This is a genomic window from Janthinobacterium sp. Mn2066, assembly GCF_049319705.1.
Classification (GTDB): domain Bacteria; phylum Pseudomonadota; class Gammaproteobacteria; order Burkholderiales; family Burkholderiaceae_D; genus Janthinobacterium.
Genome location: NZ_JBMOUF010000008.1, coordinates 315,592 through 331,996, shown reverse-complemented (window position 1 = coordinate 331,996; position 16,405 = coordinate 315,592). Strand labels below are relative to the sequence as shown.

Genomic DNA, 16,405 nt, shown 5'->3' with positions numbered 1-16,405 from the left:
TCAAAAAAGAGCCTTCCGTGGAAGGCTCTTTTTATTTTTCATCATAACCGTTTGACGTTTAGCTGCCGCTCTGCGGCGGCGTCGTTGTTCCTGTTGCCGGCGTACTGTTGGGCGTGGCGGGCGGCGTAGTCGTGCCATCGGGATTGACGGTGCCTGGCGTTGTTGACGGCGTGGCGGGCGGGCTACTGTCTGGCGTGGAAGTACCGTTGCTGCCCGAGCCTGGCGTGGTGGCGGGCGTCGCGGCCGGGGGCGTGTTGGCGTCGTTGTGCTTGTTGCAGCCGGCCAGCAGCGCACACGCGATGGCGGTGGCCAGGACTAGTTTGCTGCTGGTAAAGAGTGGGGCCGTCATAATGGTTCCTTTCTCGTTGGAGTGCTGTCGTGAGAACTCGTAGATTGCCAAGCCGTGTGCTGGAACACAGGCAGCTATAACAATGCTGGCGTCGCTTGCAGAAATTAGAGTGGCGGGACGGCCGCAGGTTCACCGGATTTATCGATGATGGCAGCGCTATGGTTTGCGCTGGCGCAAAAAGAAGAGAAAGGCCAGGATACGGTCGTCCCTGGCCGAAGGAATTGCAAGCCAAAGATTACTTGGCGGTATTGACCTTGCTGACTTCCACTTCCCAATCCACGCCCGACTCGATATGGTGCTTGGCGGCAAAGTCGCCCTGGCTGATGGCGACGGCCACGTCCAGCAGGCTGTTCAGGTAGACCAGCGGCTTGCCCTTGGCCACGCCGCCAAACGTGTGTTCGAACGGCGCCGTGACCTTGGCCACTTGCTTACCTTTGTGCAAGATGCGTACTTGCAGCGGGTCGTGCAGTTTTACCTGCAATTCATCGAGCAGGGCTTTCGGGATATTGGTCCAGACGTTGCCATACTTGACGTCCAGCACGGGCACGATGCCGCGGATGGTATTGCCGTCGCGCACAGCGTGCTGGTAAGGAATCTTCACCACCGATTCGCTGGGCAAGACGGGGCCGACCTGCTCGTAGCTGATGGTGCCCGAGGCCAGGCGCGCGCCCACGTAGGCGTACACGTCGCGGCCGTGGAAAGTGTAGGACTCGCCGGAACCGGCCAGGCGGTTGACCTTTTCATCGATTTCACGCAGTTCGGCCACGCCATCGCGCTCGGCGATCAGGGTGAACAAGCCATTGTCCGGGCCGACGAAATAACGGCCGCCCCTGGTTTTCAGCACCACCGACTTGCGGCTGGTGCCCACGCCCGGATCGATCACGGAGACGAACACCGTGCCTTGCGGCCAGTAATTGGCGGTCTGGTATAAACGGTAGGCGCCCAGCCAGATATCGTAGTCGGGAATCTGGTGCGTCAGGTCCGAGACATTCAGGTTTGGATCGACGCCATAAGCCACGCCATGCATGGCCGAGACGGCGCCATCGGCCGTGCCGAAGTCCGTCATCAGTACCAGCGGATTAGCAGCCTGGGCGGTTGACAGCATGACAGCGCTCAGGCAGACGCCGGCGACAAGTTTGGAGAGATGTTTGCGAAGCATGTTTTTCCTTGTTTTACGATGATAGGTGGTGCTTAAAATGTGTAGCTGAGCTTGCCATAGAAATAAGCGCCGTTGACCCCGATCGGGTTGATAAAGTTGTAGGGCAGGGCGCCGCCATAGGTGGCGTTATTGGTTTCCCGCACTCTTTGCGGATAACGGTCCAGGATATTGTTGCCGCCCAGGCTCAAGGTCAGTTGCTTGCTCAGCTTGATTTGTCCTTCCAGGTCCAGCGACCAGACGGCGCCGAAACGCTGGGCGGGGATGCCGTCGATCAGCGGCGCATCGCTGTCGTACGAGAAATCTTTCAATTCGCCGAAACGCGTGGCACGCACTTGCAAGCCCCAGCCCGCCGTTTGCCAGTCTGCGCCCAGGATCAGCTTGCTGGTGGGCGAGGCATTCTTGATGCGGAACAGACTGGTATCGGTCAGCAAGCTCAGGCTCGGGTCGATGGCCGACAAGGCGGAGGAACTCTGGCGTACCTTGTCCAGGGTGGTCTTGTTCAGGTTCAGGGCCGCGTTCAGGTTCAGCTTGCCGTTGGCAAATGGCAAGTCATGGTTCAGCACCACGTCCAGCCCCTTGGTACGCGTGTCGAGCAGGTTGGCCAGATACGCCACCGACTGGATATCGCTGCGGCCCACCGATGCCAGGTAAGCCGTGACGGCATCGCTTTGCAAGTCGCTCGACCGCGTGATGCGGTCGCGGATGCGGATCACGTAAGCGTCCACCGTCAGGCTGGTGGCGGCTGCCGGTTTCCAGGCCAGTCCCAGCGACAGATTGGTCGACTTTTCCGGTTTCAAGGCTTGCGCGCCGAAGTTGCGCGCCAGCGGGTCGCTGGCTGGCAACAGGGCCGAGGTTTGCAGGGCCGTACCGTCGCTATTGAAGTTCAGGGTAGCGAAACGGAAACCCGTTTGCACCAGGGCTGGCGCGCGGAAGCTGTTCGACAGCGAACCGCGCAGCAGGAAGTCGTTCGTCACCTTGTAGCGCGCCGACAGCTTGCCCGTGCTGGCACTGCCGAAATCGCTGTAGTCCGAATAGCGGGCGGCCGCGCCCAGCAGCAGGCGCTGCGTGATATCGCTTTCCACGTCCGCATAGATGGAGCGGATCTGGCGGCTGCCGTCATACGCGTCCGATGGGCGCAAACCGGGGCCGGCCTGCGCGCCCGGTGGCGCGTCGGTGATGCTGCCGGCCGCATACGACGCCGGGTCGCCGGCCGAACTCGTGTAGGTTTCGCGCATCCATTCGGCGCCTACCGCCAGGTTCAGGGGCGCTGGCAAGCCGATCTCGATACTGTGGGTGGCGTCCAGGTTCAGGGCGTTCTGGCGGAAGTCAAAACTGGCCAGGTGGAAACTGGTGGGGCTGGCCGCACCCAGCGAAGCGTTGACGGAATGGCTGACGCCATAGTCGAAACGGTCGCCACCGTGGCGGGCGCTGGCATCCCAGTTCCAGTCGCCAGCGGTGCCGCGCGCGCCGGCCACCACGCTGATGTCGCGCTTGTTGCCATTGGTCACGGGGCGATAGCCGTTCGGGTACAGGGCCAGCACGTTCGACGGGTCGCCCGGGTAGCGGAAATAGGCGCTGCCATCGGACTTGCGGTCATTGGCGGTGGCAAACGAATACAGGTCGATGCCATTGTCCAGGGTGAACTGCGTGTTGTAGAACAGATAGTTGTTGTGCTGGCGCGAGTCACCGGACTTGAACAGGACTTTGCCATCGAGCGCCAGGTCGGCCGGCGTGGCATTGTACGAGGTCCAGCCCGCGTCGCTGGGGCCGGCGCGCTCCGTGGGCGAACGGCGACGCGACTCCGCGCCGAAGCGGAAAAAGCCCGTATCGCCCAGCGGCACACCGTAGTCGGCGTTGACGATCACCGTCTGGCCATCGGTCAGGGTTTGATTGGTCGGATCAAAATGCGTGTGGTTGGCGCCATAGCTGACGGAAGCGGAACCGCCCGTGCGGGCTTTCTTGAGCACGATATTGATCACGCCAGCCACCGCATCGCTGCCGTACTGGGCGCCCGCACCATCGCGCAAGATTTCGATGTGGTCGATGGCGTTGGGTGGTATTGCATTGATGTCGACCGGCACCGTGCCGGCAAAGCTGCTTTCCGTATCGAGCACGGCGCTGGTATGGCGGCGCTTGCCGTTGATCAATACCAGCACCTGGTCGGGCGCCAGCCCGCGCAACTGGATGCCGCGCACGGAGTCCGATGCGCCGCTCGATTCGATGCGCGGGAAGTTGATCGATGGCGACAGCGCCTGCAGGGCCGCGCCCACGTCGCCCGAGGCCAGCGCATTGTCCACCTCGCGCGCACCGAAGCGGTCGATCGGCACGCTGCTGTCGAACACCGTGCGGTTGCGGGCGCGCGAACCGACCACGGTGACCTGGTCGATATTCGATGCTGCTTCGGCAGCGCTAACAGGAGTGTCATCGGCCCAGACAGGGGCGGCGCCCAGCATGGCGCAGGCCAGGACGATGGTGCGCAGGGGCGTGGCGGGGAGGTGGCGGGCGTAGGGGGATGGCAAGGTGTCCTCAATCTCGGTCTGGTGTTTATAGAAACTTTGACACGAGCTTAAGGCAGGCCATTGCCAGGGCTAACGATTCTTTATGGATATGCTTATGGTGTTGTCGGATTGCATCACCAAATTAAAAGGGCGCCCGGTTGGGGCGCCCTATGTACAGATTAGACCGAATGCTCTGCCTCATCGAGGTCTGGAGCGTCATCGCTGTTATAGACATCGAGATCAGTTTGCCCCATCACGCGGCTGGTGACCGTGCCGGCCGTGATCGAGCCGCTGACGTTGAGCGCCGTGCGGCCCATGTCGATCAGCGGTTCGACCGAGATCAGCAAGCCGGCCAGGGCGACCGGCAAGTCCATCGCCGACAGCACGATCAGCGCGGCAAAGGTGGCGCCGCCGCCCACGCCGGCTACGCCCACGGAACCGATGGTGATGATGGCCAGCAGCGGTAGCAAAAAGCTGATGGTGAACGGATCGACGCCGACGGTGGGCGCGATCATGACGGCCAGCATGGCGGGGTAAATGCCTGCGCAGCCGTTCTGGCCGATGGTCGAACCGAACGAGGCGGCGAAGTTGGCGATGCCTTCCGGCGTGCCCAGGCGCTTGGTTTGCGTCTGCACGCTCATCGGGATCGAACCGGCGCTGGTGCGCGAAGTGAAGGCAAACGCCAGCACGGGGAAGACTTTTTTCACGAAGCGCACCGGGTTCAGGCCTACGCCGCTAATGATGGCCAGGTGTACCAGGAACATCAGGAACAGCGCGCTGTAGGACGCCACCACGAAATTGATCAGTTTCAGGATGTCGGCTGCGCTGGAGCTCGACACCACCTCAAACATCAGCGCAAACACGCCGTACGGCGTCAAGCGCAGCACCAGGGTGACCATGCGCATGACGATGGCGTGCGCCACTTTCATGAAGTGTTCGAACGAGGCAAAAATTTCCGGTTTTTTCGCAGCGATGCCGGTGGCCGAGACGCCGATAAAGATCGAGAACACGACCACCGCGATGGTGGAAGTCTTGCGCGCGCCCGTCATGTCGAGGAAGGGATTGGTCGGCACGAAGCTGACCAGCAGTTTTGGCAGGGACAGGGCCTTGGCCGTTTCCAGCGAGCCTTGCAACTGTATGCCACGCGCCACTTCGGCAGCGCTCGAGGTGAGGCCGACGGCCGTCAGGCCGAACAGCTTGGCCATCAGGATGCCGATGGCAGCCGCCACCGTGGTGGTAATCAACAGGGTACCGATGGTCAGCGCACTGATCTTGCCCAGCGAACTCGCATCCTTGAGTTTCAAGATGGCGGAAATGATGGACACCATGATCAGCGGCATGATGATCATCTGCAGCAGTTTTACATAGCCATTGCCGATGATGCCCAGGTATTCATTGGTGCCGGCGATGGCCAGCGAGTCGATGCCGTAGATGGCCTGCGCCGCCGCGCCCAGCAGCACGCCCAGGCCCAGGCCCGTGAAGACGCGCACGGTAAATGTCGCGTGGCGGCTTTGCTGGCGGAACATGAAGCCGATCACGACCAGTGCGGCCAGCAGGTTGAGGATAATGTTGATTGCCATAAGGGGCCTTATCTTGGTTTTATTGGGACTGCAACGGGCATTCTATAGAATTTTGCCTTTGGTAACATCACGCCAGCCCTGGGCGGAAGGGGCAAGCACTCTACCGTACTATGGGGGCGGACTGCGCAATATGGCTGAGAATATTACCTTATAAGGATATTCCTCCTGGATATAAAAGACTGCCATGGCATTGCCGATTCGCCTGTTTCATGCCAGCATGGCATGTTGGGCCGCATCCCGTGGGCGGCTGTATTTGAACAGAAGGAGAAAATGGATCATCGTTCTAAAGGGCAACTTATCGAAGCCGTCATCGCGGCCGGTCCCGCCACCCTGGCCATCACAGCCGCTTACCCGGTGCTGTTCTACAACCTGGTGCGCACCTATGCCGACGCACCCGGCGCCAATGGCCTGGCTGCGCTGTTGTTGATTGGCGGCCTGTGGGCCTTGCTGGAATTCTGGCGCATCGTCCTGGCTACCGTCGCGCGCAAATCGTATGCCTTCAACTGGCGCTTCTGGCTCGCCCTCGCCGGCTTTTTTGCTTGCGCCGTGCGCTTCCTGCCCGATATGCCAGCCGGCATGGCGCTGCTGCTGATGGTGCTGCCGGCATTGGCCTGGATCCATTTCATCGTGTTGCAGCGCATCGCCCTGGGCAAGGCCAGGGCGCGCCGCTAGTACCTCTGCCTTATCTACGCTGCTGCAGCCTTCCATGGCTGGCAGCAGTGTCCGCCTCCCGTTTGACTTCCCTCCGATAACACCCGCCGTCCCCCGGACTGCCTGCCACGGCGCCCTCCAGCAGGCGTCCATTCGTCAAAAACCGTGCTAACGAAAAGTAATAAGACGCGTCAAAAAGATTCGTTTTCGTCGAGAAACGCTGTTGATATAGTCAATTGGCCTACCAATTGTCACACATTATCACGGGAGTTTTGCAATGCCGCTTACGTCAGTCGCAACAAAAAAATCGCAGACCAGTGCACCGCGTTTATCCTTGTTAGCCATGCTGATCGGCGGCCTGTGTGCGGGAGCGCCGGCGTTCGGGCAAGCGGTCGCAGCCAGCGATGCCGCGGCGGTGCAGGCGCAGGATGTAGTGGTCGTGACGGGCGCCCGCGGCGAAGCGCGCAGCATTTCCCGGAGCCTCTCGCCGATCGACGTGGTGGGCGCCAAGGAACTGGGCGCAACCGGCAAGCAAAACCTGCGCGATGCGCTCGCTACCTTGTATCCCTCGTACAGCAATACGCCCGGCTTCAAGGGCCAGACCGGCATCGCCGTGGCGACGGCAACCCTGCGCGGGCTCGACGCCAACAGCGTGCTGGTGCTGGTCAATGGCAAGCGCCGCCACAAGACGCCGCTGATCATCAATGGCCAGTCGCCGACCGACCTGGATTTGATACCGATGAGCGCCGTCGACCATATCGAAATACTGCGCGACGGCGCCGCCGCGCAGTATGGCTCGGACGCCATCAGCGGCGTGATCAACATCATCCTGAAGACCAATGGCAATGGCGGCAGCCTGAGTTATCTGTATGGCCAGTATGGCGACACGGTCGGCGATTTCGATGGCAAGGGCAAGACCAATAACCTGCTGTTCAACCAGGGATTTGACCTGGGCCAGGATGGCGGCTTTATCAGCCTGAGCGCCACCGCCGACGCGCACCGCGCCACCAACGACCAGGGCCCGATCCCGTTGACCACCAAGCTGTATTTCGGTAATGACCCGCGCGAAACGAGCCAGTCGCGCTACAAGATGATCCTCGGTAAACCGGCTGGCGAAACCTATAACGTGGGCTACAACGCCGAACTGCCGGTGGGGCCGAACGTCACCTTGTATTCGTATGCCACGGCGGGCGACCGGCGCTCGCAAGGCTGGGGATACTACCGTCCCGCCAATTCGCCGCAAAACTATGTCGACGTGTATCCCGATGGTTTTATCCCGAAGTTTGAAACCCGCGAAAACGACTACCAGCTGGTGCTTGGTGCGCGCGGCACCGATCTGCTGGGCTGGAACTGGGACCTGAGCACCAGTTATGGCCACGACAAGGCCGACATCTATACGCGCGATTCCCTCAACGGTTCGCTGGGGCCGGTCTACCAGAACCAGCACGATTTTTACGATGGCGCGCTGGTGTCCGGCGAATGGGTCACCAACCTGGACCTGACGCGCAATGTGCAGACCAGCTGGTTTGCCAAGCCGCTGTCCGTGTCTACCGGCTTTGAGCACCGGCGCGAACAGTTCCAGCAGCAGGCTGGCGAGTGGGCTTCGTATGCGAATGGCGGTTATGCCTTCCCGTCCGGCCCGCTGGCAGGCCAGCGGCCCAACTCGGGCGCGTCCGGCATGGCCGGTTTTTCGCCCGATGTGGCAGGTTCGCATGCGCGCACCAACGATGCCCTGTACGCCGATTTCAGCCAGGCCTTCACGCAAAAGTGGAGCGGCGCGGCGGCGGCCCGCTTCGAGCATTACAACGACTTTGGCAATGTCCGCACCGGCAAGCTGTCGACCCGGTATGAAGTCAGCGATACGGTGGCGCTGCGCGCCACGCTCAGCAACGGCTTTTCGGCGCCAACCTTGCAGCAGCAGTATTACACCACCAAGGTCGGCGGCTATACCACCGATCCGCTAACGGGTCAGCTGCGACAGTCGTTTGCGCTGTCGGCGCCGGCCGGCAGCGTCGTTGCCAGGGCATTGGGCGCGCAGGATCTGCAGCCGCAACGCTCGGTCAACCAGAGTGTCGGCATCGTGCTCAAACCGTCGCCATCGACCAATATCAGCCTCGATGCCTACCAGATCGCGATCCGCAACCGCATCATCTCGACGCCGACCCTGCAAGGGCCTACCGTCAACAATATCTTGAACAGCGCGGGCCTGGGACCGCAGGCGATCACTTCGGTCACCTATTTCACCAACGCGGCCAGCACGGTGACCCGTGGCCTGGATCTGGTGATCGACCATCGCACGCAGCTGCCTGCCGGTTACGGCAAGATCGACTGGATCTTCACCAGCAACCAGAACCAGACCAAGGTCAACAGCCTGGCCGGCATACCGGCGGTGCTGGCCAATAGCGGCATCGCCTATAACCGGGCCACCATCAGCGCGCTGACGGACAATAATCCGAAAAACATCACTTCGCTGAGCGCCTTGTGGAAGGTCGATAAATTCGACCTGACGATCAAGGAAACCCGCTATTCCAAAGTGAGCAATGCCAATTCGGTGTCGGCTGCGCGCGACGAAGTGGTCGATGCCGCCTTCATCACGAACCTGAACCTCGGCTACGCCCTGAACAAGCATGCGCGCCTGTCCATCGGCGCCGACAACCTGTTCGGCAAGCGGCCCAATGAGCTCAATGCGGAAGCGAAGAAATTCTTTGCGATTCCCGTCACCAGTCCATCGTACAGCTGGTACTCGCCGTACGGTATCGACGGCGGCTATTACTACGCCCGCCTCGATGTGAGCTGGTGATGAGTGGAGCAAGCATGCTGATATCGCGGCGCAGTTTTATGGGCGTACTGGGGGCTGGCGCGCTGGCCCGGCCGGTGTGGGGCGCATCTGAAAATGCCACGCCGGCGCGCGGCGGCACGCTGGTGGTCGGCGCCAATCCGGAACCGACCACTTTAAGCAGTGCGATCACCTCGGCCGGTCCCACGCAGCTGGTGTCGACCAAGATTTTCGATGGCTTGCTGACGTATGACCTGGCGCTGCAGCCGCAGCCGCAACTGGCCACCGCCTGGAAGGTCAGTCCCGATGGCCTGGCGATCCAGTTCACCCTGCGCGCCGGCGTGCTGTGGCATGATGGCCAGCCCTTCACGTCGGCCGACGTGGCCTACACCCTGATGAAAGTATGGAAGGTGTACCACAGCCGTGGCCGTGGCACGTTCGCCAACGTGCAGCGGGTCGAGACGCCGACACCCTTGAGCGTGGTGCTGCGGCTGTCGAAACCGGCGCCCTACATCCTCAGTGCGCTGGCGTCGGCTGAATCGCAAGTGCTGCCCGCCCATTTGTATCAGGGTGGGCCGGACGGCGCGGTGCTGGGCAATCCGGCCAACAACAAGCCGGTCGGCACGGGGCCGTTCCGCTTCGTGCGCTGGAACCGGGGCAGCGATATCGTCCTGGAACGCAATCCGCATTATTGGCAGCCAGGCCAGCCTTACCTGGACCAGCTGATATTCCGCTTCCTGCCTGATGCGGGTGCTGCTGCCGCTGCGCTGGAAACGGGCGCCATCCAGCTGGCGACCATCATGGCGCCGGCCGACATCGTCCGCCTGCGCAAGAACAGCGCGCTGGTGGTCGATACGCGGGCCACCGGCTTTTCATCGGTGATCAATTCTTTTGAATTCAACCTGGACCGGCCGGTGCTGCGCGATGCACGCGTGCGCCAGGCGATCGCGCATGGCATCGACCGCGATTTCCTGGTCAGGAATATCTGGTTTGGCGACGCCGTGGCGGCTACGTCTCCAGTGCCGTCCACCTTGCCGGCCTTCTTTGGCAGCGGCTTGCCTGCCTATCCCCATGACTTGAAGCGGGCCGCCGAACTGCTGGACCAGGCGGGCCTGAAGCCCGATGCACGCGGCATCCGCCTGAGCTTGTCGTGCGATCCGTATCCGAGTCCGCCACTGGTGCAGTCGGCGCAATACCTGCGCAGCAGCCTGCGCCGCATCGGCGTGCAATTGAACGTACGCCTGCAGGACGCCGGCGAATTCGTCAACCGCATCTATACCCGGCGTGACTTCGACACGGTGCTGTATGGCGCGGCGGCCGGACCCGATCCCGCCATCGGCAGCCAGCGCTTTTATTCCTCGAAGACCTTCCAGCCGGGGATCGCATTTTCCAACGGCGCGCATTACCAGAATCCCCAGGTCGACAGCCTGCTGGAGGCGGCCCAGGTGGAACTCGATCCTGCCCGCCGCCGCGCGCTGTATCTGCAATTCCAGCAAATCGTGCAGCGCGACGCCGTCACCTTGCCGCTGGTGGAGTCGAGCATGCCGGTCTTGCGCAGCCGGCGGCTGCGCAATGTGATGGTCACGGCCGATGGCGCTCTCGGCAATTTTGCGTCGGCCTGGCTGGGCAAGAGTTAATGATGTATCACCTCACCACAAGGAAACCACCATGAGTCAGCTACAGTCCCGCTACGGCTGGGACGCCACGTTTGAAAACGGCTTGTTTAACGAGGTGATCGCCGTGCAGGCGCCACACTTGCCGCCAGCGCCGCCCGGCCCCGGCCAGACCCGCGAACCGCAGACGACCGAGGAAATCGCCGAGGTGGTGGAATTCACGGCGCGGCTGGCCGCGCATGACACCTTCATCGTGCAAGCCGTGTCGAAGGCCATCGCCCACCTGGAGATCGACACCCATTTCCAATTGAAGCTGGCGCGCCAGGTGGGCGACGATGGCCATCACGCGGAACTGGCGCGGCACCGCTTGACCACCCTGACCGGCAGCGACCAGTTGCCCGTCATTGACACCTACATCGATGAACTGTGGCAGGCGCTGGGCGACATTCCCTACCGCGACGTGCACGGTTTCCTGGCGTTCCAGCTGCATTACGAGCTGCACATCCAGGGCCGCCTGAAAGCCGAGGGCCGCACTGCGAAGATCAAATACGGGCGCAAGAAGGACGAGGTGCTCGACTACGCGGCCGGCAACGAGGCGGACGATGAACTGCTACACCGCATCAATATCGTCGACTGGGTCAAGCAGCAGCTGGCGGCGCTGCCGACGGAGCAGGAACGCCGTGAATGGGTAGCGAAGGTGATCGCGGCCGATGACGACATGCAGCGTCGCCTCAACCCTTATCTGCGGCACCGCATCGCCAACGCGGGCCGTGCCTGGCAATCGGACTTGAGGAACGTGACCGCCATTTACGATGGCTACCGGCGCCGCGTGCTCAGTCATTTGCTGGAGACGCCGGAGCAGGACTTGCCCCAGCTGACCAGCCTGGCGGCCTGACGCATGGATATTAAACTGGATCTGGACTTCACCGCGCCGGGGGACATCGCCGGCAGCCCCGTCGCCGAGGCATTTCGCCAGCCGCTGCTGCTGGGCGTGTTCCTCAACCTGCAGGACATGCGCCGCTCGACCCTGCCCAATACCTCGACCTGGACCTTCGACTACAACGCCGAAGTGGTCAAGACCGCCGATGCGCTGGGCTTCGAGCTGGCCTTCAGCCGCACCCAGTGGCTGCCCAAGGGCGGCTACGACGGCGAAGCGTCGCTCGACGCCTTTATCGCCCTGGGTGCGATGGCCGCCATCACCCGCAAGATCTTGCTGATATCGACCGTGCACGTGCTGTATGGCCCGTGGCACCCGCTGCACTTCGCCAAGTTCGGCGCCACGCTGGACCATATCTCGAAAGGCCGCTGGGGCGTCAATATCGTCACCGGCCACCGCGCCGTCGAACATGAAATGTTTGGCGCCGGGCGCATCGAGCATGACCGCCGCTACGAACTGGCGGGCGAATTCTTCGACGTGGTGCAGCGGCTGTGGGCAGAGACCGGGAATTATTCGTTTGAAGGGCAGTCGCCGTGGCGATTGAAAGATGCCTACGTGACGCCGAAACCGCAGTTTGGCCGGCCGCTGCTGGTGAACGCCACCGGTTCCGACGCGGGCATCGACTTCGCTGCCCGCTATTCCGACCTGGTGTTCATCACCAGCCCGGGCGGCGCCCATATCGATAGCGCCCTGGATACCTTGCCGGCGCATATCGCCAAGGTGCAGCGCGCTGCCGAGGCACGTGGACGGCGCGTGCGCACCCTGATCAACCCCGTCATCGTCTGCCGCGAAACGGAGCGCGAAGCGCATGAGCATGCGCGCCAGATCGTCGCTACCTCGGTACGCACCGGCAAGCACGATTACGACAGCGACGCCCATGCCTGGCGCGGCCGCAAGGACGCCAGCCACAAGCAGGGCCTGGGCGTGGGCGGCAATATTGAAATCATCGGCAGCCCGGAACAGGTGGTCGATCAATTGATTGCGCTGAAAAAGACCGGCATCGATGGGGTGCAACTGAGTTTCAACGACTTCCAGCCTGACCTGGAACACTTCGGCGCACGGATTTTGCCGTTGCTGAAGCAGGCGGGCCTGCGGCTTTAATAACGCTGCACGCTTGTCGGATTACGTGCTGCGCACTAATCCGACCTACGTCTGACATCGGCATATTATTTTTTGAAGCAGCGAAAGGTAAACATGAGCGAGTATCAAGGATTCAAAGTCATCGTTATCGGCGCAGGCCCGGGCGGCCTGCTGCTGGCACAGGGATTGAAGAAGCATGGTGTCAACGTGGCCGTGTATGAGCGCGACGTGGCGCGTACCGATTATTTGCAGGGCTTCCGGCTGCAAATCCGCAGCCGCGGCATCGACGCGCTGCAAGCCTGTTTGCCGGAAACGCTGTATCAGTCGTTTGCCTCGACCTATGCCGCTGCGCCGGGCGAATACGCGCTGCTGTCGGAGCAGCTGCAGGAGCTGCCGCGCCGCGATCCCGACCCTGAAGTGGAGCATAGCGAACGCGAAAAATCGGTCAGCCGCATCACCTTGCGCCAGGTGCTGCTGTCCGGCCTGGACGATGTGCCGCACTACCAGAAAACCTATGACCGGTATGAAGAGCGCGACGATGGCAAGGTGGTTGCCTATTTCACCGATGGCAGCAGCGTGGTGGGCGATGTGCTGGTCGGGGCCGACGGCGCCAACTCGCGCGTGCGGCGCCAGCTGCTGCCGCACGCGCGCTGGGTCGATACGGGCGCGCGCCGGCTGGCCGGCAAGATCGAACTGACGGATGCCGTCAAGCGCAGCGTGCCGGCACTGTTTTATCAAAAAACCGTGTCGGTGAAATCGGACAGCGGCTATAACCTGTTCTTTACCAGCCATGAATTCCGTCCCGGCCACGAAGCCATCGGCGCGATCGGCGGCGAGGATGCAGCCGCCATCGGCGAGCATGGCGGCCTGTTGTTCGACAATGCCAAGAGCTACATCATGTGGGCGCTCAGCGGCTTGCGCGAGCAATTGCCGCCCGATGATGAACTGTTCAGTTACGACGGCGAGCAACTGCGCAGCTTTATCAACCAGGTGGTGGCAACATGGCATCCGGCCTACCGCCAGTTGTTTGACCTGAGCGAGACGGCGACCCTGGGCGTACTGCCGATCCGCACTTCGCTGCCGGTCGATCCGTGGCCGACGCGGGCCGTGACCCTGCTGGGCGACGCCATCCACAGCATGACGTATTTCCGCGCGCTGGGCGCCAACACGGCGCTGGCCGATGCTGCGCTGTTTGTGCGGCAGATACTGCAGCACCGCGATGGCGGCAAGGACTTGCTGGCAGCCTTGCACGACTATGAGGCGCAGATGCTGGAACAGGGTTTTGACGCCGTGCGCAAGTCGATCGCCGCCTTTGAACAGGGCCATGCCGCCACGTCCCGGCACGACTGGCCCGATGTGCGCAGCGCGCCGGGCCAATCCCTATGGGTGCAGAGTCATAAAACCCGCCAGGCCGCTTAATTCTCCAGCGCTGGATACCACAGCAGCCGCAGGAAGCCGGACCGTATCAGCAATTCCAGCAGTTGCTGCTTGTCGGCCTGGGCCAGGCTGGCGAAGCGCTGGTAAAAGTCGCCCGCGCTGAAGGCCGCCTGCGTGTCGGCCAGCCAGTCGAGTGCATCGGCCAGGTGGCCGGGCACTTCGGTGTCCAGGGTGGTGCGGGCCACCCAGTGCCGGTCGAGTGCGCTGACGCTGAGTTTGAGCCGTGGCGGCAGGCGCTGGTACGCCAGGCTGGCCTGGGGGACCTGCTGCAGGCGGCTGCCGGCCTTGAGCGGCAATGGCGTCTGGTCGGGCTGCAGCAGGTCGGCGCCATGGATTTGCTGCAGCAGCTTGGGTAGTTGTTCCAGCAGCCCGTCGAGGCGTGTTGCCAGTGTTTCGCGCCCCGTTGCCTGATTTGCTTCATACAGGGGGCGGCGCCACTCGGCTTGCTGCAGCAGCAAGTCGTGCACGCGCTTTAATAGCCGATCCATCGCGGGCGGCGGACGGATGCCGATGCTGACCGAGAAGGAATCCTGTTCGGCCACGCTGCGGTGCCAGGTGCCGCGCGGCAGGAACAGCACCGAGCCGGGCGCCATGGCGATGGACTCAAAACTGGCATGGTCCGGCGTTGGAAAACCGGCACCCGCTTGCGGATACAGTTCGTCGCCGGGCAGCATGCCGGGACCGAACTGCTGGCCGCTAGGGTAGGGCAGGCCATCGACCTTGGCGATATCAAATATCTTGTGCCCTTGCAGCTGGATCGAGATGACATCGTCCGCGTCGAAATGACAGGAAACGCCATCGCCTCGAGGCGAGGCAAACGCGCCCACGGTGGTGCAAGCAGCCGGCAAGCCCAGTTCCTGTTCCAGCGTTTGCAGCCAGCGCGCCAAAACAGGCAGGAAGCGGGCGATATCGGGCAGGTACACCGTCAGTCCCAGCTGGAACAAATGGGGCGCATGGGCGTCGACGTTGACGGTGCGTGCGTCGCGTGTGCCGCGCCCGAACGTTACCGGCCCCTTGTAAATCCTGGCCAGCGCCTCCAGGCTGGCCAGTTCCGGCACGCGCAGGGCTGGCGGCAGCGCGCCAGCAGACCGGTGCACCGCATAGTGGCGCTCCGGCCAATGCGCGAGGAAATCGCCGGCGTGATCGGCGCCGAATAGCGCGGCTATTGTCGGTCCAGGCAGAAGGGACATGTATGGACTCAGGCGGCGGCCAGTGCATTTGCCAGCTTGTGCGCCAGTTCCAGCGGTTCGCGCACGATCCAGCTCGCAAAGTCGATATCGCCGGCGAGAAAACCTTCATCGCGGAAGAAGTTTTTTTGCAGTTCCAGCGCATGGACGTAATCGTCGCTGAGCCGGGGCTCGAAGCTGCGGTGCAATGCAGGCCCGTAGCCGCGCCGCACGGCGTCTTCGCCTGACGCTGTTTCGGCCGCAATCGCGCCGACCACTTCATCCGGATGTTCACGCGCCCATGCTGCGGTGCGCAGCAATACCGCCAGGTAGCGCGCCACCAGTTGCGGGTGTTCCAGCGCCAGCGTGCGGTCGACCGTGATCGGGCGCGGCGTGCCGGAATTGATGCGCACCAGCGGGTCGGCATACTGGTTGAAGTCGACGATGACGCGCAAGCCGTATCTGGCGATCAGGCTTGCGCTGACGGCGCCCTTGGCATAGATCGCATCGACCTGGCCAGCCAGCAAGGCTTCGCTGGTGGCGTGGCGCCGCACGGACGCGTGCTCGACCTGTTCGCGCAAGCCGCCGCTGTCATCGGTGGCGACATCGATGAACTGCACTTCGTCGCGCCGCAGGCCAGCCAGCGACAGGGCCGTCAGCAAGCCGCGCAAGTCTTGTGCGCGGCCCACGTCGATATGCTCGCTGGTGATCTGTTTGGGCAGACCCAGGCGGCGCCCCTTCAAGTCGGCCAGGGTATGCACAGCGCTGTCGGGGCGTACCAGGATCACCTGCTCTTCATCGACCCAGGTAATGCCGACGACGGCGGTGTTCTGGCCGTTGGCACGGGCCCAGATCGGCGGCGCGTTGCCGCCTTCGCGGAACATGTTTGGATGGGTATGGTCGAAGTGCGACTGGCGCACCGCCGGATCGTCCGAGGCGCGTATCGATGCCAGCGTGATGCCTTGCCGGGCAAAAGCCTGGTGCAGCCAGCCGAAGTGCTGGGCGATGCCGGAGGTGGTCGGCACCGGGCAGCGGGTGTACCATAACTCGGTCGGTGCGGCGCCTGGGACAGGAGCAATGTGGGACATATGGGGATCCTTGGAAAGCGTTCATGTTGCGGCGACGAGACTCAATATAGTCAAGCCGCAGCACGCTTGAA

The 16,405-nt window shown here is 62.6% G+C and carries 12 protein-coding genes; 6 read left to right on the top strand and 6 right to left on the bottom strand.

Translation table 11 applies throughout. From position 1 onward, the window contains the following. Nucleotides 1–58: 58 nt before the first annotated feature. From ACL9RI_RS17865 to ACL9RI_RS17850, 4 genes are all read right to left on the bottom strand, one after another. A complete protein-coding gene (locus ACL9RI_RS17865) occupies nt 59–349 on the bottom strand; it encodes a hypothetical protein (RefSeq protein ID WP_422727843.1) in 291 nt (96 codons plus the stop codon). Nucleotides 350–584: 235 nt separating this feature from the next. Next, complete coding sequence (locus ACL9RI_RS17860; protein WP_422727842.1) at nt 585–1,454, bottom strand: SAM hydrolase/SAM-dependent halogenase family protein; 870 nt, start codon at nt 1,452–1,454, stop codon at nt 585–587. An 86-nt stretch (nt 1,455–1,540) separates the two neighbouring features. Then, nucleotides 1,541–4,027, bottom strand: a complete 2,487-nt coding sequence (locus tag ACL9RI_RS17855; RefSeq protein WP_422727841.1) for a TonB-dependent receptor plug domain-containing protein — start codon at nt 4,025–4,027, stop codon at nt 1,541–1,543. A gap of 158 nt (nt 4,028–4,185) precedes the next feature. Next, a complete protein-coding gene (locus ACL9RI_RS17850; RefSeq protein WP_422727840.1) occupies nt 4,186–5,586 on the bottom strand; it encodes an L-cystine transporter in 1,401 nt (466 codons plus the stop codon). Between the two features lie 270 nt (nt 5,587–5,856). On the opposite strand from ACL9RI_RS17850, the gene ACL9RI_RS17845 reads away from it, so the two are divergent. The 6 genes from ACL9RI_RS17845 (at nt 5,857) to ACL9RI_RS17820 (ending at nt 14,062) form a co-directional block, all read left to right on the top strand. After that, nucleotides 5,857–6,258: a hypothetical protein gene (locus ACL9RI_RS17845; protein ID WP_422727839.1), complete on the top strand. Its 402-nt coding sequence runs from the start codon at nt 5,857–5,859 to the stop codon at nt 6,256–6,258. A 256-nt stretch (nt 6,259–6,514) separates the two neighbouring features. Further along, nucleotides 6,515–9,037, top strand: coding sequence for a TonB-dependent receptor plug domain-containing protein (locus ACL9RI_RS17840; RefSeq protein WP_422727838.1), 2,523 nt, complete (start codon nt 6,515–6,517; stop codon nt 9,035–9,037). Between the two features lie 14 nt (nt 9,038–9,051). Further along, entirely contained in the window at nt 9,052–10,650 is a 1,599-nt protein-coding gene (locus ACL9RI_RS17835) for an ABC transporter substrate-binding protein (protein WP_422727837.1), read from the top strand. A gap of 31 nt (nt 10,651–10,681) precedes the next feature. Next, on the top strand, nt 10,682–11,521 hold the full coding sequence (locus tag ACL9RI_RS17830) for a hypothetical protein (protein WP_422727836.1): 840 nt from the start codon (nt 10,682–10,684) through the stop codon (nt 11,519–11,521). 3 nt (nt 11,522–11,524) lie between these two features. Continuing rightward, nucleotides 11,525–12,664 (top strand): LLM class flavin-dependent oxidoreductase, encoded by a 1,140-nt coding sequence (locus ACL9RI_RS17825; protein ID WP_422727835.1) that lies wholly within the window; start codon nt 11,525–11,527, stop codon nt 12,662–12,664. A 93-nt stretch (nt 12,665–12,757) separates the two neighbouring features. After that, a complete protein-coding gene (locus ACL9RI_RS17820; protein WP_422727834.1) occupies nt 12,758–14,062 on the top strand; it encodes an FAD-dependent oxidoreductase in 1,305 nt (434 codons plus the stop codon). On the opposite strand, the gene ACL9RI_RS17815 is transcribed toward ACL9RI_RS17820, so the two are convergent. Continuing rightward, nucleotides 14,059–15,270: a JmjC domain-containing protein gene (locus ACL9RI_RS17815; protein WP_422727833.1), complete on the bottom strand. Its 1,212-nt coding sequence runs from the start codon at nt 15,268–15,270 to the stop codon at nt 14,059–14,061. The two genes, ACL9RI_RS17820 and ACL9RI_RS17815, sit on opposite strands and share 4 nt — an antisense overlap. Before the next feature lie 8 nt (nt 15,271–15,278). After that, nucleotides 15,279–16,334, bottom strand: a complete 1,056-nt coding sequence (locus ACL9RI_RS17810; protein WP_422727832.1) for an ABC transporter substrate-binding protein — start codon at nt 16,332–16,334, stop codon at nt 15,279–15,281. Nucleotides 16,335–16,405: the final 71 nt, after the last annotated feature.